This is a genomic window from Streptomyces sp. NPDC059861, from assembly GCF_042731435.1.
In the GTDB taxonomy this organism is placed as follows: domain Bacteria; phylum Actinomycetota; class Actinomycetes; order Streptomycetales; family Streptomycetaceae; genus Streptomyces.
The window spans coordinates 51,020-69,882 of sequence record NZ_JBHWJQ010000035.1 but is presented as its reverse complement, the minus strand read 5'-3'; the positions used below and the strand labels follow the sequence as shown (position 1 = coordinate 69,882).

Here is an 18,863-nt window from a genome sequence, read left to right as displayed (position 1 = left end):
CATGGCGCTCGACCAGTCCTTCGTGGGGCGGACCTACCCGCCCACCGACCCCTATGAGGTGGGACGGGAGAAGATCCGTGAGTTCGCGGAGGCGGTGGGAGACGCCAACCCGGCCTACACGGACCCGGATGCCGCCAAGGCCCTCGGCCACCCCGACCTGATCGCCCCGCCCACCTTCGTGTTCGCGATCACTTTCAAGGCCGCGGGGGAGGTCGTCGCCGACCCGAAGCTCGGCCTGGACTACAGCCGGGTGGTGCACGGCGACCAGAAGTTCGCCTACAGCCGCCCGGTGCGCGCCGGTGACCGGCTCTCGGTCACCTCGACCATCGAGGCCATCAAGTCCATGGCCGGCAACGACATCCTGGACGTCCGCGGCGAGGTGCACGACGAGGCCGGGGAGCACGTCGTGACCGCCTGGACCAAGCTGGTGGCCCGCGCGGCCGAGGAGGCGTGAGCAGATGACCGCCCAGATCGCGTACGCCGACGTCGAGGTCGGCACCGAACTGCCCGCGCAGACCTTCCCCGTGACCCGCGCCACACTCGTGCGGTACGCGGGCGCCTCCGGGGACTTCAACCCGATCCACTGGAACGAGAAGTTCGCCAAGGAGGTGGGCCTGCCGGACGTCATCGCGCACGGCATGTTCACCATGGCCGAGGCGGTCCGCGTGGTCACCGACTGGACCGGCGACCCGGGGGCGGTCGTCGAGTACGGTGTCCGCTTCACCAAGCCCGTCGTCGTCCCGAACGACGACCAGGGGGCCGTGATCGAGGTCAGCGGCAAGGTGGCCGCCAAGCTCGACGACCACACGGTCCGCGTGGACCTCACGGCGACCAGCGCCGGCCAGAAGGTGCTGGGCATGTCCCGGGCAGTCGTCCGACTGGCCTGAACCCGGCTCGGGAGTAAGGGGCGTTCGCAATGGCGGGCGCTCCTTACTCGCGTGCGGCCCGCCCGATCGCCGGCATCCTCTCCGACCGCGTCGGTGGACGGCCGGTCGTGGCCGCCGGGCTCTTCCTGCAGGCCACCGGGCTCGGCTACCTCGCGTCCGTGATCACGGCCGACGCCTCCTACGCCGTCCAGCTGCCCGGCCTGATCCTCAGCGGCATCGGCATGGCCCTGTTCTTCGCCCCGGCGTCCGCCCTGGTGCTGTCCAGCGTGACACCCGAGGAGCAGGGCATCGCCTCCGGCGCCAACAACGCCCTGCGCGAGGTGGGTGGCGCGCTCGGCATCGCGGTCATGTCCTCGATCTTCGCGGCGCGGGGCGGCTACGAGACCGCGCAGACGTTCGTCGACGGGCTACAGCCGGCGATCATGGTGGGCGCCGGGGTGGTGGCCCTCGCGGGGGTCGCCGCCCTGGTCATTCCAGGGCGCCGCGGCAGCGCCCCGGCGGACGCCGAGCCGGGGAAGGAGCCGCGGGTCCTTGAAGGGGCGGCGCACTGAGCTGGGGCACGGCACGGTTCGGTGACGTGCGGCACCGCACCGCCCACCGACCCGTACGCGCGTGCGTGCCCTGTCACCGGCGCCGGGGGCGACGCGCGCCTGTCGGTCGTGTCGGTGCCGTCTCGTAGTCTTGGGCGCGTGCAGGTACTCCACGACGCTCCCCTCGCCCCGTTGACCACGTTCCGGCTGGGCGGTCCCGCGACCCGGCTGGTGACCGCGACGACCGACGCCGAAGTCGTCGAGGTCGTGCGGGAGGCCGATGCCACCGGGACGCCGCTGCTGGTCGTTGGAGGCGGGTCGAACCTGGTCATCGGAGACAAGGGCTTCGACGGGACGGCCCTGCGCATCGCCACCCGTGGCTTCGAGCTGTCCGGTACGCGGCTGGAGCTGGCCGCCGGTGAGGTGTGGACGGACGCCGTCGCACGCACCGCGGAGGCCGGGCTCGCCGGTGTCGAGTGCCTGGCCGGAATCCCCGGGTCGGCCGGCGCGACCCCGATCCAGAACGTGGGGGCGTACGGCCAGGAGGTCTCCTCCACCATCACCGAGGTGATCGCCTACGACCGCACGGCCGGTGAGACGGTCACCCTGACGAACGCCGAGTGCGGGTTCTCCTACCGCCACAGCCGCTTCAAGGCAGACCCCGAGCGGTACGTCGTCCTGCGCGTCCGCTTCGGGTTGGAGGACGCGGGCGGGCTGTCGGGACCCCTCCGGTACGCCGAGACGGCTCGCGCGCTCGGGGTCCGGCCAGGGGACCGGGTCCCGCTCGGCGACGCCCGCGACACGGTGCTGAAGCTGCGCGCCGGGAAGGGCATGGTGCTCGACCCGGAGGACCACGACACCTGGTCCGCCGGGTCCTTCTTCACCAACCCGATCCTCACGGACACCCAGCTCGCCGCGTTCCACGCGCGCGTGCGGGAGCGCCTCGGCGAGGACGTGGAGCCGCCGGCGTACCCGGCCGGGGACGGACACACCAAGACCTCCGCCGCCTGGCTGATCGACAAGGCGGGCTTCCGCAAGGGGTACGGCACCGGACCGGCCCGGATCTCCACCAAGCACACCCTCGCCCTCACCAACCGCGGCGAGGCGACCACGGAGGACCTGCTGGCGCTGGCCCGCGAGGTCGTCGCCGGGGTGCGTGAGGCCTTCGGCATCACCCTGGTCAACGAGCCGGTGACGGTGGGCGTCAGCCTCTGACGGCGGCGGGCACGTCCGAGGTGAGCCAGGTGTCGACGCCCGCCAGGAGCTGCTTCTTCGTCTCCTCCGGTGCCGCCGACGCCCGCACCGACTGGCGGGCTAGCTCGGCCAGTTCCGCGTCCGTGAAGGCGTGGTGTTCGCGGGCGATCTCGTACTGGGCCGCCAGCCGCGAGCCGAACAGGAGCGGGTCGTCGGCGCCCAGCGCCAGCGGGACGCCGGCCTCGAACAGTTTGCGCAGGGGGACGTCCTCGGGCTTCTCGTAGACGCCGAGGGCCACGTTCGACGCCGGGCACACCTCGCAGGTGACGCCGCGGTCGGCCAGGCGCTTCAGCAGACGTGGGTCCTCCGCCGCGCGCACTCCGTGGCCCACCCGGTCGGCGTGCAGGTCGTCCAGGCAGTCGCGGACCGAGGCGGGGCCGGTCAGCTCACCGCCGTGCGGGGCCGACAGGAGACCGCCCTCGCGGGCGATGGCGAAGGCACGGTCGAAGTCGCGGGCCATGCCGCGCCGCTCGTCGTTGGAGAGCCCGAAGCCGACCACGCCCCGGTCGGTGTAGCGGACGGCGAGACGGGCCAGCGTGCGGGCGTCCAGCGGGTGCTTCATCCGGTTCGCGGCGACCAGGAGGCGCATCCCGATCCCGGTCTCCCGCATGGCCGCCTCCACCGCGTCCAGGATGATCTCCAGTGCCGGGATGAGACCGCCCAGGCGCGGCGCGTACGAGGTCGGGTCGACCTGGATCTCCAGCCAGCCCGAGCCGTCTCTCACGTCCTCCTCGGCGGCCTCCCGCACCAGCCGCTGGATGTCCTCGGGCTGCCTCAGGCACGAGCGCGCGGCGTCGTACAGGCGCTGGAAGCGGAACCAGCCCCGTTCGTCCGTCGCGCGCAGTCTCGGCGGTTCTCCGCCGACCAGGGCGTCGGTCAGCGCGTCGGGCAGCCGGACGCCGTACTTGTCGGCCAGCTCCAGCAGGGTGCCCGGCCGCATGGAGCCGGTGAAGTGCAGGTGCAGATGGGCCTTCGGGAGGTCGGAGACATCACGTACACGTTCCATTCCAGGATCCTGCCGTACGGCTCGCTCGTCCCTCCAGCGCTTTCCCCGTTAGTGGTCTTGCTCGCACGAAAACACGAAAGAACGGGCCGTCTCCCCTGAGGGAAACGGCCCGTCACGCGCGCGTGCGCCACGACGACGTCGTGGACGTCAGTCGCGCGCCTCCGCCAGCAGCTTCTGGATGCGGCTCACTCCCTCGACGAGGTCCTCGTCACCCAGGGCGTACGACAGCCGCAGGTAGCCCGGCGTGCCGAAGGCCTCGCCCGGGACGACCGCGACCTCGGCCTCCTCCAGGATCAGCGCGGCCAGCTCGACCGTGTCCTTCGGGCGCTTGCCACGGATCTCCTTGCCGATCAGGGCCTTCACCGACGGGTACGCGTAGAACGCGCCCTCGGGCTCGGGGCAGAGCACACCGTCGATCTCGTTGAGCATCCGGACGATCGTGCGGCGGCGGCGGTCGAAGGCGTCGCGCATCGTCTCGACGGCGGACAGGTCGCCGGAGACGGCGGCCAGCGCGGCCACCTGGGCGACGTTCGAGACGTTCGACGTGGCGTGCGACTGGAGGTTGGTCGCGGCCTTCACGACGTCCTTCGGGCCGATGATCCAGCCCACCCGCCAGCCGGTCATGGCGTACGTCTTCGCGACGCCGTTGACCACGATGCACTTGTCGCGCAGCTCGGGCATGACGGCCGGCATCGAGACGGCCGAGGCGTCGCCGTAGACCAGGTGCTCGTAGATCTCGTCGGTGAGCACCCACAGGCCGTGCTCGACGGCCCAGCGGCCGATGGCCTCCGTCTCGGGCTCGGAGTAGACCGCGCCGGTCGGGTTGGACGGGGAGACGAAGAGGACGACCTTCGTCCGCTCCGTGCGGGCGGCCTCCAGCTGCTCCACGCTGACCCGGTAGCCGGTCGTCTCGTCGGCGACGACCTCGACCGGGACACCGCCGGCCAGCCGGATCGACTCGGGGTACGTCGTCCAGTACGGGGCGGGGACGATGACCTCGTCGCCCGGGTCGAGGATCGCGGCGAACGCCTCGTAGATGGCCTGCTTGCCGCCGTTGGTGACCAGGACCTGGGACGCGTCGACCTCGTAGCCGGAGTCACGCAGCGTCTTCGCGGCGATCGCGGCCTTCAGCTCGGGCAGGCCGCCGGCCGGCGTGTAGCGGTGGAACTTGGGGTTCTTGCAGGCCTCGATCGCGGCCTCGACGATGTAGCCGGGGGTCGGGAAGTCGGGCTCGCCGGCGCCGAATCCGATCACCGGACGCCCGGCGGCCTTCAGGGCCTTGGCCTTGGCGTCCACGGCGAGGGTGGCGGACTCGGAGATCGCGCCGATGCGGGCCGAGACCCGGCGCTCGGTGGGTGGGGTTGCAGCGCTCATGAGTCCATCGTTTCAGACCGGTAACCGGCCCGGCACACGGGTTTCACGGACTGAACAGCCCGGGGCAAACCGTTGAACAACAGTCCGGATACATCGGGTGGCCTCGGCGATCTTCGGCCGGGCCGCGCGCCGGGTGGCGGTGATCTGCCGGGAGCGCGGGGCGCACGGGCCATTTCTGTTCGACGCCCGGCCCAGGACCACGTACACTCTCACCTCGTTGGCCTCCACCGAGCCCGCGCTCCACCGGTGCACACCGAGCACACGGTTGGATGCGGTACGTTGGGGGACACACAAAGGGTCGTAGCTCAATTGGTAGAGCACCGGTCTCCAAAACCGGCGGTTGGGGGTTCAAGTCCCTCCGGCCCTGCTACACACACACCGCCAGGATGTGTGCGCAGGTACGTACAGCATTGCACCGCCGTGCGGCTCAAACCGGGCGCGGCACGGCCACGACCCGGGATCAGGTGAGGACGAATGACGGACGCCGTGGGCTCCATCGACACGCCTGATGCTCAGGATGAGGAACCGGAGAAGAAGACCCGCAAGGGTGGCAAGCGTGCCAAGAAGGGCCCGCTGAAGCGCCTCGCCCTCTTCTATCGGCAGATCGTCGCCGAGCTCCGCAAGGTCGTCTGGCCCTCCCGCACGCAGCTGACGCGATACACGACTGTCGTGATCATCTTCGTTGTCGTCATGATCGGACTGGTCACCGTGATCGACTATGGGCTCGACCATGCCGCGAAGTACGTCTTCGGCTGAGCCAAGAGCGAAGGGCGCCGGGACCCGGCGCCCCTTTCGCGTGTTCCACCCCTCTGTATCCAGGAAGAAGCAGCCACCGTGTCTGACCCGAACGTGAACGACGACGCCATCGAGCCGGTCGAGTCCGTGGAAGACGAGCTCGACATCGTCGAGGGTGTGGACGAGGACCTGGACCAGGCCGAGGCTGCCGACGCCGCCGCGGGTGAGCCCGCCGAGGAAGCCGCCGTGCACGTGGAGGACGAGCTCGCCGACGAGGCCGCGGCCGAGGACGAGGAAGAGCCCGCCGAGGAGGCCGAGCCCGAGCTCGACCCCGTCGAGAAGCTCCGCCAGGAACTGCGGACCCTGCCCGGCGAGTGGTACGTGATCCACACCTACGCCGGTTACGAGAACCGCGTGAAGACCAACCTGGAGCAGCGCGCCGTCTCGCTGAACGTCGAGGACTACATCTTCCAGGCCGAGGTGCCGCAGGAAGAGGTCGTCCAGATCAAGAACGGCGACCGGAAGACCATCAAGCAGAACAAGCTCCCGGGCTACGTCCTGGTCCGCATGGACCTGACGAACGAGTCCTGGGGCGTCGTCCGCAACACCCCCGGTGTCACCGGCTTCGTCGGCAACGCCTACGACCCGTACCCGCTGACCCTGGACGAGATCGTCAAGATGCTCGCCCCGGAGGCGGAGGAGAAGGCCGCCCGCGAGGCCGCCGAGGCCGAGGGCAAGCCGGCGCCGCAGCGCAAGGTCGAGGTCCAGGTGCTGGACTTCGAGGTGGGCGACTCGGTCACCGTCACCGACGGCCCGTTCGCCACGCTGCAGGCGACGATCAACGAGATCAACCCCGACTCCAAGAAGGTCAAGGGCCTGGTGGAGATCTTCGGCCGGGAGACGCCGGTCGAGCTCTCGTTCGACCAGATCCAGAAGAACTGACCCTCTGGACATATCGCTTCCGCGCAGGTCAGGTGGGCTCTCGGAGCCTGTCTGACCTGCACGGTTTTTAGCCGCGCATCTATACCCGTTATCGTTGTGCGGTATGCCTTCTGCCGAGACGCGACTCGGTGGACGGTAGACCCGAATCGAAAGGACCCGGAGAGCTATGCCTCCCAAGAAGAAGAAGGTCACGGGGCTCATCAAGCTCCAGATCCAGGCCGGTGCCGCCAACCCGGCTCCGCCGGTCGGCCCCGCGCTGGGTCAGCACGGCGTCAACATCATGGAGTTCTGCAAGGCCTACAACGCCGCGACCGAGTCGCAGCGTGGCTGGGTCATCCCGGTGGAGATCACGGTCTACGAGGACCGCTCCTTCACCTTCGTGACCAAGACCCCGCCGGCCGCCAAGATGATCCTCAAGGCCGCGGGTATCGAGAAGGGCTCCGGCGAGCCGCACAAGACCAAGGTCGCCAAGATCACCGAGGCGCAGGTCCGCGAGATCGCCACCACCAAGATGCCCGACCTCAACGCCAACGACCTGGACGCCGCCGCGAAGATCATCGCCGGTACCGCGCGTTCCATGGGCGTCACGGTCGAGGGCTGAGCCCCAACCTCCCAGAGCAGTAGTGGCAGGGCCTGCTCGGCCTGGACCACAACTCCTAAGAAACCCAGGAGCAGTAGTGAGCAAGCGCAGCAAGTCTCTCCGCGCTGCGGACGCCAAGATCGACCGGGACAAGCTCTACGCCCCGCTCGAGGCCGTCCGTCTCGCCAAGGAGACCTCCACGACCAAGTTCGACGGCACCGTCGAGGTCGCCTTCCGTCTGGGTGTCGACCCGCGCAAGGCCGACCAGATGGTCCGTGGCACCGTGAACCTTCCGCACGGCACCGGTAAGACCGCCCGGGTCCTGGTCTTCGCGACCGGCGACCGTGCCGAGGCCGCGCGTGCCGCGGGCGCCGACATCGTCGGCGCCGACGAGCTGATCGACGAGGTGTCGAAGGGCCGTCTGGACTTCGACGCCGTCGTCGCCACCCCGGACCTCATGGGCAAGGTGGGCCGCCTCGGCCGCGTGCTCGGCCCCCGTGGTCTGATGCCGAACCCGAAGACCGGCACCGTGACCCCCGACGTCACCAAGGCCGTCAACGACATCAAGGGCGGCAAGATCGAGTTCCGCGTCGACAAGCACTCGAACCTGCACTTCATCATCGGCAAGGCGTCCTTCGACGACGACAAGCTGGTGGAGAACTACGGCGCCGCGCTGGAGGAGATCCTCCGTCTGAAGCCGTCCGCCGCCAAGGGTCGCTACATCAAGAAGGCCGCCCTCACCACCACGATGGGCCCCGGCATTCCGCTCGACCCGAACCGCACCCGCAACCTCCTCGTCGAGGAGGACCCGGCCGCGGTCTGAGCCCTCATGGCTCGCTGAAGTCGGTCACGGGCCCCGCACCTCTCGCAGGTGCGGGGCCCGGTTGCGTTCCCGGCCCCGGCAGCCAGGGACTGTCACCGCGCCGTCAGGGCACCGGTAATCCCAAGGGGCCAGTCCGACCCCTGGGATAGGCTCACAGCTCACACATGCGATTTTTCACAGGTCATACATGTGATCCATTGGGTGTTCACAGACTTCCCGTGGGGGGAATCGATGAAGCTTTCGGTGCGCACACGGACCGGGACGGGAATCGCCGCGATCGCGGCCCTGACGCTGGCCGGCGGAGCCGTCGGCTGCGGAGCCGGCAAGGGGGACGGGGCGTCCGGCTCGCGGAGCGTCCAGCAGGTCCTGACGGTGGCCTACGAGAAGACCGCCGAGGCCAAGTCCGCCAAGGTCGAGATGACCATGTCGATGCCGGCCGCGATGGACGGCGGCGGCGACATGGCCATGTCCGGCGTGATGGGCTGGGACCCGACCGTCATGGACGTGACCATGAAGGGCTCCATGCTCACCGCCGAGCCGGAGGCGCCCGAAGAGGTGCGCATGGTCTGGAGTGACGACGTCATGTACATGGACATGGGGGCCGCGGCCGCCAAGGACATGGACGGCAAGAGCTGGATGAAGCTCGACCTCAAGGCCGCCGTGGAGGCCGCCGGAGACCCGGCCCTCACCCGGCAGATGACCTCGGGCCTCGACAACCTGAACCAGAGCCCGGCCGAGCAGCTCGCTCTGCTCCTGGAGTCGCCCAACCTCAAGCACGTCGGCAGCGAGAAGGTCGACGGCGTCGAGGCCGAGCACTACAAGGGCACGCTCACCGTCAAGGAGATGATGGAGAGCAACAAGAGCCTGGACGTCCTGGAGCCCGGCGACCGCAAGAAGCTCCTGGAGAACGTCGAGAAGTCCGGCATCAAGGGCTACGACACCGAGGTCTGGGTCGACAAGGACGACCTGCCGGTCCGGATGGACGTCACGATGCGGTCCCCGGCCGGGGACGTCGACATGAGCATGAAGCTCTCCGACTACGGCGCCAAGGCCGAGGTGGAGGTGCCGCCGGCCGCCGAGACCTTCGACCTGTTCGCGATGCTCAAGGACCTGGGCGAGGCCGGAGCCGCTGAGGGCGCCTTCGACGAGGACGCCCCGGAGATGGATCTGAGCGGACTGGAGAGCCCGGAGACCGGGTCCGACGTCTAGCTGTCCCGGGACCGGATTTGCTTGACGGCGATCCGGTCCCGTACTCTTCCACAGAAGCCAAAGACCGCTGGTCGTTGCCGTGCGCTCGTATGAGGGCGCGGTGGCCGAAGGATCCGCTGAACAGCGGACGACCCGCGCAGGTGACAGTGGAAGTGCTCCCGAAGTGCGTACGCCAGCGTATGTACAGCCGGTCGAGTCCGCCCCGTGCGCCTGCGCCGGGGCGTTTCGTTTTCCCAGTCCTCCTTCGGGTCCGCGCGGTCCGAATCACCCGGAAGGAGGCCGAGGCTCTATGGCGAGGCCCGACAAGGCTGCCGCGGTTGCCGAGCTGACGGACAAGTTCCGCAGCTCCAACGCCGCCGTGCTGACCGAGTACCGCGGTCTCACCGTGGCGCAGCTCAAGACGCTGCGTCGTTCGCTCGGTGAGAACGCCCAGTACGCCGTGGTGAAGAACACGCTGACCAAGATTGCGGCCAACGAGGCCGGGATCACGCTCGACGACCAGCTCTTCGCTGGTCCGACGGCCGTCGCCTTCGTCACCGGTGACCCGGTGGAGTCGGCGAAGGGTCTTCGTGACTTCGCCAAGGACAACCCGAATCTCGTCATCAAGGGCGGTGTCCTTGACGGTAAGGCGCTGTCCGCCGACGAGATCAAGAAGCTTGCGGACCTCGAGTCCCGCGAGGTTCTGCTCAGCAAGCTGGCCGGTGCCTTCAAGGGGAAGCAGTCCCAGGCTGCCTCCGTCTTCCAGGCGCTGCCGTCGAAGCTCGTCCGCACCGTGGACGCGCTGCGCGCCAAGCAGGCCGAGCAGGGCGGTGCCGAGTAACTCGGCTCGCACACTGACCGCCGCGGCCTGAACGCGACGGTCACAGCGGGCCAGACGTACGCCCGCCAGACATGTACATCCGGCACCAGCCGAATTAGTGGAAGGACCGCCATCATGGCGAAGCTGTCTCAGGAAGACCTGCTCGCGCAGTTCGAGGAGATGACCCTCATCGAGCTCTCCGAGTTCGTGAAGGCGTTCGAGGACAAGTTCGACGTCACCGCCGCCGCGGCCGCCCCGGTCGTCGTCGCCGGCCAGGGTGGCGGCGCTGCCGCCGAGGCCGTCGAGGAGAAGGACGAGTTCGACGTCGTCCTCACCGGCGCCGGCGAGAAGAAGATCCAGGTCATCAAGGTCGTGCGCGAGCTGACCTCCCTCGGCCTGAAGGAGGCCAAGGACCTGGTGGACGGCGCCCCGAAGCCCGTCCTCGAGAAGGTCGCCAAGGACGCCGCGGAGAAGGCCAAGGAGGCCCTCGAGGGCGCCGGCGCCTCCGTCGAGGTCAAGTAAGACCTCACGGGTCCCGCACGGACTCTCGCGCGCGGACCACGGCCCCGCAAGGCCGTGAACAGTCCCCTGGGGCTGTAACGCGAACGCACCGAAGAGCGATCATCCATCCGGGTGGTCGCTCTTCGGCGTTCCGAGGGCCCGGCGGCGGCTGCCTTGCACCCGTGGTCGCGAGGGGTAAGGTGATCTTCGTTGTGCCTCTCAGCGCCCCCGGTGGCGGGCTGCACGTGACGAGCGCAGCACCCCGGCTTGGGCAAGGGGGCCTTGACGAACTGCACGCAGCGCGCAATTCTCAGGACGCGTCGTCACAAGGATCCGAATCCGAGGCATGGATCGACGACGAAGAGGGCAGTATCACCGTGGCGTTGAGGGCGTGGCCTTGTCGCAGGGGTTGAGGACAACGAGGGCATCGAGGGTCTTCGAGAACCCGCACTGGACATCAGTGTGCCAAGTGGCTACACTGACCCTTTGCGCTGCCTGTTAGCTGTCCCCTGCCCGTCACCAGGGGCATGCCCTCGCTTCAGCACCGACGATCGGACCGTCCCTGACCTGGGGCTATCTGTCTCTGTGCATCGGTGAGGGGCCGGTACGCGCGTAGTGAGTCCGAGCCCTCGGAAGGACCCCCTCTTGGCCGCCTCGCGCAACGCCTCGACCGCGAATACGAACAACGGCGCCAGCACTGCCCCGCTGCGCATCTCTTTTGCAAAGATCAAGGAGCCTCTCGAGGTTCCGAACCTGCTCGCGCTGCAGACCGAGAGCTTCGACTGGCTGCTCGGCAACACGGCCTGGCAGAGTCGGGTCGAGGAGGCTCTGGAGAACGGTCAGGACGTCCCCACCAAGTCCGGGCTCGAGGAGATCTTCGAGGAGATCTCCCCGATCGAGGACTTCAGCGGGTCGATGTCGCTGACGTTCCGCGACCACCGCTTCGAGCCGCCGAAGAACTCGATCGACGAGTGCAAGGAGCGTGACTTCACCTACGCGGCTCCGCTCTTCGTCACCGCCGAGTTCACCAACAACGAGACCGGCGAGATCAAGTCCCAGACGGTCTTCATGGGCGACTTCCCGCTCATGACCAACAAGGGCACCTTCGTCATCAACGGCACCGAGCGTGTCGTGGTGTCCCAGCTGGTTCGTTCGCCGGGTGTCTACTTCGACTCCTCCATCGACAAGACGTCCGACAAGGACATCTTCTCCGCCAAGATCATCCCGTCCCGGGGTGCCTGGCTGGAGATGGAGATCGACAAGCGCGACATGGTCGGTGTCCGTATCGACCGCAAGCGCAAGCAGTCCGTCACCGTCCTCCTGAAGGCGCTCGGCTGGACCACCGAGCAGATCCTCGAGGAGTTCGGTCAGTACGAGTCGATGCGCGCCACCCTGGAGAAGGACCACACCCAGGGCCAGGACGACGCGCTGCTCGACATCTACCGCAAGCTGCGTCCGGGCGAGCCCCCCACCCGTGAGGCCGCGCAGACGCTGCTGGAGAACCTGTACTTCAACCCCAAGCGCTACGACCTCGCCAAGGTCGGCCGCTACAAGGTCAACAAGAAGCTGGGTACGGACACGCCGCTGGACGCGGGCGTCCTGACCGTCGAGGACATCATCGCGACGATCAAGTACCTGGTGAAGCTGCACGCCGGTGAGACCGAGACGGTCGGCGAGTCCGGTCGCTCGATCATCGTCGAGACCGACGACATCGACCACTTCGGCAACCGCCGTATCCGCAGCGTCGGCGAGCTCATCCAGAACCAGGTCCGTACGGGTCTCGCCCGTATGGAGCGCGTCGTGCGCGAGCGCATGACCACCCAGGACGTCGAGGCGATCACGCCGCAGACCCTGATCAACATCCGGCCGGTCGTCGCCTCCATCAAGGAGTTCTTCGGCACGAGCCAGCTGTCCCAGTTCATGGACCAGAACAACCCGCTGTCGGGCCTGACGCACAAGCGTCGTCTCAACGCCCTCGGCCCGGGTGGTCTGTCCCGTGAGCGGGCCGGCTTCGAGGTCCGTGACGTTCACCCGTCGCACTACGGCCGCATGTGCCCGATCGAGACGCCCGAAGGCCCGAACATCGGTCTGATCGGCTCGCTCGCCTCGTACGGCCGGGTCAACGCGTTCGGTTTCGTCGAGACGCCGTACCGCAAGGTCGTCGAGGGCCGGGTCACCGACGACGTCGACTACCTGACGGCCGACGAGGAGGACCGCTTCGTCATCGCGCAGGCCAACGCCACGCTCAACGACGACATGCGGTTCGCCGAGAACCGCGTGCTGGTCCGCCGCCGTGGCGGCGAGGTCGACTACGTCGCCGGTGACGACGTGGACTACATGGACGTCTCGCCGCGCCAGATGGTGTCGGTCGCGACCGCCATGATCCCCTTCCTGGAGCACGACGACGCCAACCGTGCCCTCATGGGCGCGAACATGATGCGCCAGGCCGTGCCGCTGATCCAGGCGGAGTCCCCGCTCGTCGGCACCGGTATGGAGTACCGCTCCGCGGTCGACGCCGGCGACGTGGTCAAGGCCGAGAAGGACGGTGTGGTCCAGGAGGTCTCCGCGGACTACATCACCACCGCCAACGACGACGGCACGTACATCACGTACCGCCTGGCCAAGTTCTCCCGGTCCAACCAGGGCACCTCGGTCAACCAGAAGGTCATCGTCAACGAGGGCGACCGCATCATCACGGGCCAGGTGCTCGCCGATGGTCCGGCCACCGAGAACGGCGAGATGGCCCTGGGCAAGAACCTGCTCGTGGCGTTCATGCCGTGGGAGGGTCACAACTACGAGGACGCGATCATCCTGTCGCAGCGCCTCGTGCAGGACGACGTCCTCTCCTCGATCCACATCGAGGAGCACGAGGTCGACGCCCGTGACACCAAGCTCGGCCCCGAGGAGATCACCCGGGACATCCCGAACGTCTCCGAGGAGGTCCTCGCCGACCTCGACGAGCGCGGCATCATCCGTATCGGTGCCGAGGTCGTCGCCGGCGACATCCTCGTCGGCAAGGTCACGCCCAAGGGTGAGACCGAGCTGACGCCGGAGGAGCGCCTGCTGCGCGCGATCTTCGGTGAGAAGGCCCGTGAGGTCCGTGACACCTCGCTGAAGGTCCCGCACGGCGAGATCGGCAAGGTCATCGGCGTCCGCGTGTTCGACCGCGAGGAGGGCGACGAGCTTCCCCCCGGTGTGAACCAGCTGGTGCGCGTGTACGTGGCGCAGAAGCGCAAGATCACCGACGGTGACAAGCTCGCCGGCCGACACGGCAACAAGGGCGTCATCTCGAAGATCCTTCCGATCGAGGACATGCCGTTCCTCGAGGACGGAACTCCGGTCGACATCATCCTGAACCCGCTCGGTGTGCCGTCCCGAATGAACCCGGGACAGGTTCTGGAGATCCACCTGGGCTGGCTCGCCAGCCGTGGCTGGGACGTCTCCGGTCTCGCCGACGAGTGGGCGGAGCGTCTGCAGGCCATCGGCGCCGACAGCGTCGAGCCCGGCACCAACGTCGCCACGCCGGTCTTCGACGGTGCGCGTGAGGACGAGCTCGCGGGTCTGCTCGAGCACACGATCCCGAACCGCGACGGCGAGCGCATGGTGCTCCCGAGCGGCAAGGCACCGCTGTTCGACGGCCGCTCGGGCGAGCCGTTCCCGGAGCCGATCTCGGTCGGCTACATGTACATCCTGAAGCTGCACCACCTGGTCGACGACAAGCTGCACGCCCGTTCGACCGGTCCGTACTCGATGATCACCCAGCAGCCGCTGGGTGGTAAGGCCCAGTTCGGTGGCCAGCGGTTCGGCGAGATGGAGGTGTGGGCGCTGGAGGCTTACGGCGCCGCGTACGCCCTCCAGGAGCTGCTGACCATCAAGTCCGACGACGTCACCGGCCGCGTGAAGGTCTACGAGGCCATCGTCAAGGGCGAGAACATCCCTGAGCCCGGCATCCCCGAGTCCTTCAAGGTGCTCATCAAGGAGATGCAGTCCCTTTGCCTCAACGTGGAGGTGCTGTCCAGCGACGGCATGTCCATCGAGATGCGTGACACCGACGAGGACGTCTTCCGCGCGGCGGAGGAGCTCGGCATCGACCTGTCCCGGCGCGAGCCGAGCAGCGTCGAAGAGGTCTGACGGAGTCCGGCGGGCCTTCTGAACATCCACAGAAGGCCCGTCGACCCCGGGACCCCGTTTCAGACCCCAAGACTTACAACCCTGAGAGGGATTGACGCATAGTGCTCGACGTCAACTTCTTCGATGAGCTCCGGATCGGTCTGGCCACCGCTGACGACATCCGTCAGTGGAGCCACGGCGAGGTCAAGAAGCCCGAGACCATCAACTACCGCACCCTCAAGCCCGAGAAGGACGGACTCTTCTGCGAGAAGATCTTCGGTCCGACCCGGGACTGGGAGTGCTACTGCGGCAAGTACAAGCGTGTCCGCTTCAAGGGCATCATCTGCGAGCGCTGTGGCGTCGAGGTCACGCGCGCCAAGGTGCGCCGTGAGCGGATGGGCCACATCGAACTGGCCGCTCCCGTCACCCACATCTGGTACTTCAAGGGCGTTCCGTCGCGGCTGGGCTACCTGCTCGACCTCGCCCCGAAGGACCTGGAGAAGGTCATCTACTTCGCCGCGTACATGATCACGTACGTGGACGAGGAGCGCCGTACGCGCGACCTGCCCTCGCTGGAGGCGCACGTCTCCGTCGAGCGTCAGCAGATCGAGCAGCGTCGCGACGCCGACCTGGAGGCCCGGGCCAAGAAGCTCGAGACCGACCTGGCCGAGCTGGAGGCCGAGGGCGCCAAGTCCGACGTGCGCCGCAAGGTGCGCGAGGGTGCCGAGCGTGAGATGAAGCAGCTGCGCGACCGTGCGCAGCGCGAGATCGACCGCCTCGACGAGGTGTGGAGCCGGTTCAAGAACCTCAAGGTCCAGGACCTGGAGGGCGACGAGCTGCTCTACCGCGAGCTGCGCGACCGCTTCGGCACCTACTTCGACGGCTCGATGGGTGCCGCGGCGCTGCAGAAGCGCCTGGAGTCATTCGACCTCGACGAGGAGGCCGAGCGCCTCCGCGAGATCATCCGCACCGGCAAGGGCCAGAAGAAGACCCGTGCGCTCAAGCGCCTTAAGGTCGTCTCCGCGTTCCTGCAGACCAGCAACAGCCCCAAGGGCATGGTGCTCGACTGCGTGCCGGTCATCCCGCCGGACCTTCGCCCGATGGTGCAGCTGGACGGTGGCCGCTTCGCGACCTCCGACCTGAACGACCTGTACCGCCGTGTGATCAACCGGAACAACCGTCTGAAGCGGCTTCTCGACCTCGGCGCGCCCGAGATCATCGTGAACAACGAGAAGCGCATGCTTCAGGAGGCCGTCGACGCGCTGTTCGACAACGGCCGCCGCGGCCGCCCGGTGACCGGTCCCGGTAACCGCCCGCTGAAGTCCCTCAGCGACATGCTGAAGGGCAAGCAGGGTCGCTTCCGTCAGAACCTGCTCGGCAAGCGTGTGGACTACTCCGCGCGTTCCGTGATCGTCGTCGGTCCGCAGCTGAAGCTGCACCAGTGCGGTCTGCCGAAGGCGATGGCGCTGGAGCTGTTCAAGCCGTTCGTGATGAAGCGCCTGGTCGACCTGAACCACGCGCAGAACATCAAGAGCGCCAAGCGGATGGTCGAGCGCGGCCGCACCGTGGTGTACGACGTCCTCGAAGAGGTCATCGCCGAGCACCCGGTGCTGCTCAACCGTGCGCCCACCCTGCACCGCCTCGGCATCCAGGCCTTCGAGCCGCAGCTGGTCGAGGGCAAGGCCATCCAGATCCACCCGCTCGTCTGCACCGCGTTCAACGCGGACTTCGACGGTGACCAGATGGCCGTGCACCTGCCGCTGTCCGCGGAGGCGCAGGCCGAGGCCCGCATCCTGATGCTGTCCTCGAACAACATCCTCAAGCCCGCCGACGGCCGTCCGGTGACGATGCCGACCCAGGACATGGTGCTGGGTCTGTACTTCCTCACCACGGACGCCGAGGGCCGCGACATCAAGGGCACCGACCGTCCGTTCTCCTCGGTCGCCGAGGCGATCATGGCGTTCGACGCCGGCGAGCTGTCGCTGCAGGCGCCCGTCGACATCCGCTTCCCGGTGGGCACCATCCCGCCGCGTGGCTGGGTGCCGCCGGTCCGCGAGGAGGGCGAGCCGGAGTGGCAGCAGGGTGACAGCTTCACCCTGAAGACCACGCTGGGCCGCGCGCTCTTCAACGAGCTGCTGCCCGAGGACTACCCGTTCGTCGACTACGAGGTCGGCAAGAAGCAGCTCTCGCAGATCGTCAACGACCTGGCCGAGCGCTACCCGAAGGTCATCGTGGCGGCGACGCTCGACAACCTGAAGGCGTCCGGCTTCTTCTGGGCCACCCGTTCCGGCGTCACCGTGGCCATCTCCGACGTCGTCGTTCCCGAGGCGAAGAAGGAGATCGTCAAGGGCTACGAAGCGCAGGACGAGAAGGTCCAGAAGCAGTACGAGCGCGGTTTGATCACCAAGGACGAGCGCACGCAGGAGCTCATCGCGATCTGGACCAAGGCGACCAACGAGGTCGCCGAGGCGATGAACGAGAACTTCCCGAAGACCAACCCGATCTTCATGATGGTGAACTCGGGTGCACGAGGCAACATGATGCAGATGCGTCAGATCGCCGGTATGCGTGGTCTGGTGTCGAACGCCAAGAACGAGACGATCCCGCGTCCGATCAAGGCCTCGTTCCGTGAGGGTCTGTCCGTGCTGGAGTACTTCATCTCCACGCACGGTGCCCGTAAGGGTCTGGCGGACACCGCTCTGCGTACCGCCGACTCGGGTTACCTCACCCGTCGTCTGGTCGACGTCTCGCAGGACGTCATCATCCGCGAGGAGGACTGCGGCACCGAGCGTGGTCTGCGGCTGTCGATCGCCGAGCGTGGCGCCGACGGTGCGCTGCTCAAGGCGGAGGACGTCGAGACGTCCGTGTACGCGCGCTGCCTCGCCGAGGACATCGTCGTGGACGGCAAGGTGCTGGCCCCGGCCGGTACCGACCTGGGCGACGTGCTCATCGACGAGCTGATCCGGCACGGGGTCTCCGAGGTCAAGACCCGCTCGGTCCTGACCTGCGAGTCCGCCGTCGGCACCTGCGCCATGTGCTACGGCCGCTCGCTGGCCACCGGCAAGCTGGTCGACATCGGTGAGGCGGTCGGCATCATCGCCGCCCAGTCCATCGGTGAGCCCGGTACCCAGCTGACGATGCGTACCTTCCACACCGGTGGTGTGGCCGGTGACGACATCACCCAGGGTCTGCCGCGTGTCGTCGAGCTCTTCGAGGCCCGTACCCCGAAGGGTGTCGCCCCGATCTCCGAGGCCTCCGGCCGCGTGCGGATCGAGGAGACCGAGAAGACCAAGAAGCTCGTCATCACCCCGGACGACGGCAGCGACGAGACGGCGTTCCCGATCTCGAAGCGTGCCCGGCTCCTGGTCAGCGAGGGTGAGCACGTCGAGGTGGGCCAGAAGCTCACCGTGGGTGCCACCAACCCGCACGACGTGCTGCGCATCCTGGGTCAGCGTGCCGTCCAGGTCCACCTGGTCGGCGAGGTCCAGAAGGTCTACAACTCGCAGGGTGTGTCGATCCACGACAAGCACATCGAGATCATCATCCGGCAGATGCTCCGCCGTGTGACGATCATCGAGTCCGGCGACGCCGAGCTGCTGCCCGGTGAGCTGGTCGAGCGCTCGAAGTTCGAGACCGAGAACCGTCGTGTGGTCCAGGAGGGCGGTCACCCGGCCTCCGGTCGTCCGCAGCTGATGGGTATCACCAAGGCCTCGCTGGCGACCGAGTCGTGGCTGTCGGCGGCGTCCTTCCAGGAGACGACCAGGGTTCTGACGGACGCGGCGATCAACGCCAAGTCCGACTCCCTGATCGGCCTCAAGGAGAACGTCATCATCGGTAAGCTCATCCCGGCCGGTACGGGTCTGTCCCGCTACCGCAACATCCGGGTCGAGCCGACCGAGGAGGCCAAGGCCGCGATGTACTCGGCCGTGGGCTACGACGACATCGACTACTCGCCGTTCGGCACGGGCTCCGGCCAGGCCGTGCCGCTGGAGGACTACGACTACGGTCCGTACAACCAGTAAGCGAGTCGCATGAGTTGAGGGGCGGTCCCTATAGGGGGGCCGCCCCTCGGCGTTCGCTCGGCCGGTCGGCCGGCTGCCCGCCGGCCACCGG

Annotated in this window: 14 protein-coding genes, 1 tRNA gene and 1 pseudogene; 14 read left to right on the top strand and 2 right to left on the bottom strand. The window is 67.9% G+C overall.

Annotated features, from left to right (window positions below; translation table 11 throughout):
- Position 1: 1 nt before the first annotated feature.
- The 4 genes and pseudogenes from ACFV6X_RS27115 (at position 2) to ACFV6X_RS27100 (ending at position 2,632) form a co-directional block, all read left to right on the top strand.
- The gene (locus tag ACFV6X_RS27115; protein WP_385387579.1) at positions 2–454 is read left to right on the top strand and encodes a MaoC family dehydratase N-terminal domain-containing protein; all 453 of its coding nucleotides are present in this window, start codon (positions 2–4) and stop codon (positions 452–454) included.
- 4 nt (positions 455–458) lie between these two features.
- Positions 459–887 carry a MaoC family dehydratase gene (locus tag ACFV6X_RS27110; protein ID WP_385387578.1) on the top strand — a complete coding sequence of 143 codons (429 nt, stop codon included), beginning with the start codon at positions 459–461 and terminating at the stop codon, positions 885–887.
- A 62-nt stretch (positions 888–949) separates the two neighbouring features.
- Positions 950–1,438, top strand: a pseudogene (locus ACFV6X_RS27105) (MFS transporter); the annotation flags it as partial.
- A gap of 138 nt (positions 1,439–1,576) precedes the next feature.
- Entirely contained in the window at positions 1,577–2,632 is a 1,056-nt protein-coding gene (locus tag ACFV6X_RS27100) for a UDP-N-acetylmuramate dehydrogenase (protein WP_385387576.1), read from the top strand.
- Here ACFV6X_RS27100 and ACFV6X_RS27095 read toward each other — a convergent pair.
- Together ACFV6X_RS27095 and ACFV6X_RS27090 are read right to left on the bottom strand one after the other, a co-directional pair.
- Positions 2,622–3,677, bottom strand: coding sequence for an adenosine deaminase (locus ACFV6X_RS27095; RefSeq protein ID WP_385387575.1), 1,056 nt, complete (start codon positions 3,675–3,677; stop codon positions 2,622–2,624). The genes ACFV6X_RS27100 and ACFV6X_RS27095 overlap by 11 nt on opposite strands.
- 147 nt (positions 3,678–3,824) lie before the next feature.
- Positions 3,825–5,051: a pyridoxal phosphate-dependent aminotransferase gene (locus ACFV6X_RS27090; protein WP_385387573.1), complete on the bottom strand. Its 1,227-nt coding sequence runs from the start codon at positions 5,049–5,051 to the stop codon at positions 3,825–3,827.
- 294 nt (positions 5,052–5,345) lie between these two features.
- On the opposite strand from ACFV6X_RS27090, the gene ACFV6X_RS27085 reads away from it, so the two are divergent.
- The 10 genes from ACFV6X_RS27085 to ACFV6X_RS27040 all read left to right on the top strand — a co-directional run bounded on the left by ACFV6X_RS27085 (position 5,346) and on the right by ACFV6X_RS27040 (position 18,772).
- Positions 5,346–5,418: transfer RNA gene (locus ACFV6X_RS27085), tRNA-Trp, on the top strand.
- A 107-nt stretch (positions 5,419–5,525) separates the two neighbouring features.
- Entirely contained in the window at positions 5,526–5,807 is a 282-nt protein-coding gene (gene secE, locus ACFV6X_RS27080; RefSeq protein WP_385387571.1) for a preprotein translocase subunit SecE, read from the top strand.
- A 78-nt stretch (positions 5,808–5,885) separates the two neighbouring features.
- Positions 5,886–6,728, top strand: a complete 843-nt coding sequence (nusG, locus tag ACFV6X_RS27075; protein ID WP_385387569.1) for a transcription termination/antitermination protein NusG — start codon at positions 5,886–5,888, stop codon at positions 6,726–6,728.
- A 166-nt stretch (positions 6,729–6,894) separates the two neighbouring features.
- The gene (rplK, locus tag ACFV6X_RS27070) at positions 6,895–7,329 is read left to right on the top strand and encodes a 50S ribosomal protein L11 (protein WP_033528316.1); all 435 of its coding nucleotides are present in this window, start codon (positions 6,895–6,897) and stop codon (positions 7,327–7,329) included.
- A gap of 76 nt (positions 7,330–7,405) precedes the next feature.
- Positions 7,406–8,131, top strand: a complete 726-nt coding sequence (rplA, locus tag ACFV6X_RS27065) for a 50S ribosomal protein L1 (protein ID WP_385387567.1) — start codon at positions 7,406–7,408, stop codon at positions 8,129–8,131.
- Positions 8,132–8,374: 243 nt separating this feature from the next.
- Positions 8,375–9,340: a hypothetical protein gene (locus ACFV6X_RS27060; RefSeq protein WP_385387566.1), complete on the top strand. Its 966-nt coding sequence runs from the start codon at positions 8,375–8,377 to the stop codon at positions 9,338–9,340.
- A 289-nt stretch (positions 9,341–9,629) separates the two neighbouring features.
- Positions 9,630–10,160, top strand: coding sequence for a 50S ribosomal protein L10 (rplJ, locus tag ACFV6X_RS27055; RefSeq protein WP_385387564.1), 531 nt, complete (start codon positions 9,630–9,632; stop codon positions 10,158–10,160).
- A gap of 114 nt (positions 10,161–10,274) precedes the next feature.
- Entirely contained in the window at positions 10,275–10,661 is a 387-nt protein-coding gene (rplL, locus tag ACFV6X_RS27050; protein WP_385387562.1) for a 50S ribosomal protein L7/L12, read from the top strand.
- A gap of 624 nt (positions 10,662–11,285) precedes the next feature.
- Complete coding sequence (gene rpoB, locus ACFV6X_RS27045; protein ID WP_385387561.1) at positions 11,286–14,771, top strand: DNA-directed RNA polymerase subunit beta; 3,486 nt, start codon at positions 11,286–11,288, stop codon at positions 14,769–14,771.
- A gap of 101 nt (positions 14,772–14,872) precedes the next feature.
- Positions 14,873–18,772, top strand: a complete 3,900-nt coding sequence (locus ACFV6X_RS27040) for a DNA-directed RNA polymerase subunit beta' (RefSeq protein ID WP_385387559.1) — start codon at positions 14,873–14,875, stop codon at positions 18,770–18,772.
- Positions 18,773–18,863: the final 91 nt, after the last annotated feature.

Bases quoted from the DNA above. Each gene is read 5' to 3' on its own strand.
- ACFV6X_RS27115 (WP_385387579.1), top strand. From the start codon at position 2: ATGGCGCTCGACCAGTCCTTCGTGGGGCGGACCTACCCGCCCACCGAC.
- ACFV6X_RS27110 (WP_385387578.1), top strand. From the start codon at position 459: ATGACCGCCCAGATCGCGTACGCCGACGTCGAGGTCGGCACCGAACTG.
- ACFV6X_RS27095 (WP_385387575.1), bottom strand. From the start codon at position 3,677: ATGGAACGTGTACGTGATGTCTCCGACCTCCCGAAGGCCCATCTGCAC.
- ACFV6X_RS27090 (WP_385387573.1), bottom strand. From the start codon at position 5,051: ATGAGCGCTGCAACCCCACCCACCGAGCGCCGGGTCTCGGCCCGCATC.
- secE (WP_385387571.1), top strand. From the start codon at position 5,526: ATGACGGACGCCGTGGGCTCCATCGACACGCCTGATGCTCAGGATGAG.
- rplK (WP_033528316.1), top strand. From the start codon at position 6,895: ATGCCTCCCAAGAAGAAGAAGGTCACGGGGCTCATCAAGCTCCAGATC.
- rplJ (WP_385387564.1), top strand. From the start codon at position 9,630: ATGGCGAGGCCCGACAAGGCTGCCGCGGTTGCCGAGCTGACGGACAAG.
- rplL (WP_385387562.1), top strand. From the start codon at position 10,275: ATGGCGAAGCTGTCTCAGGAAGACCTGCTCGCGCAGTTCGAGGAGATG.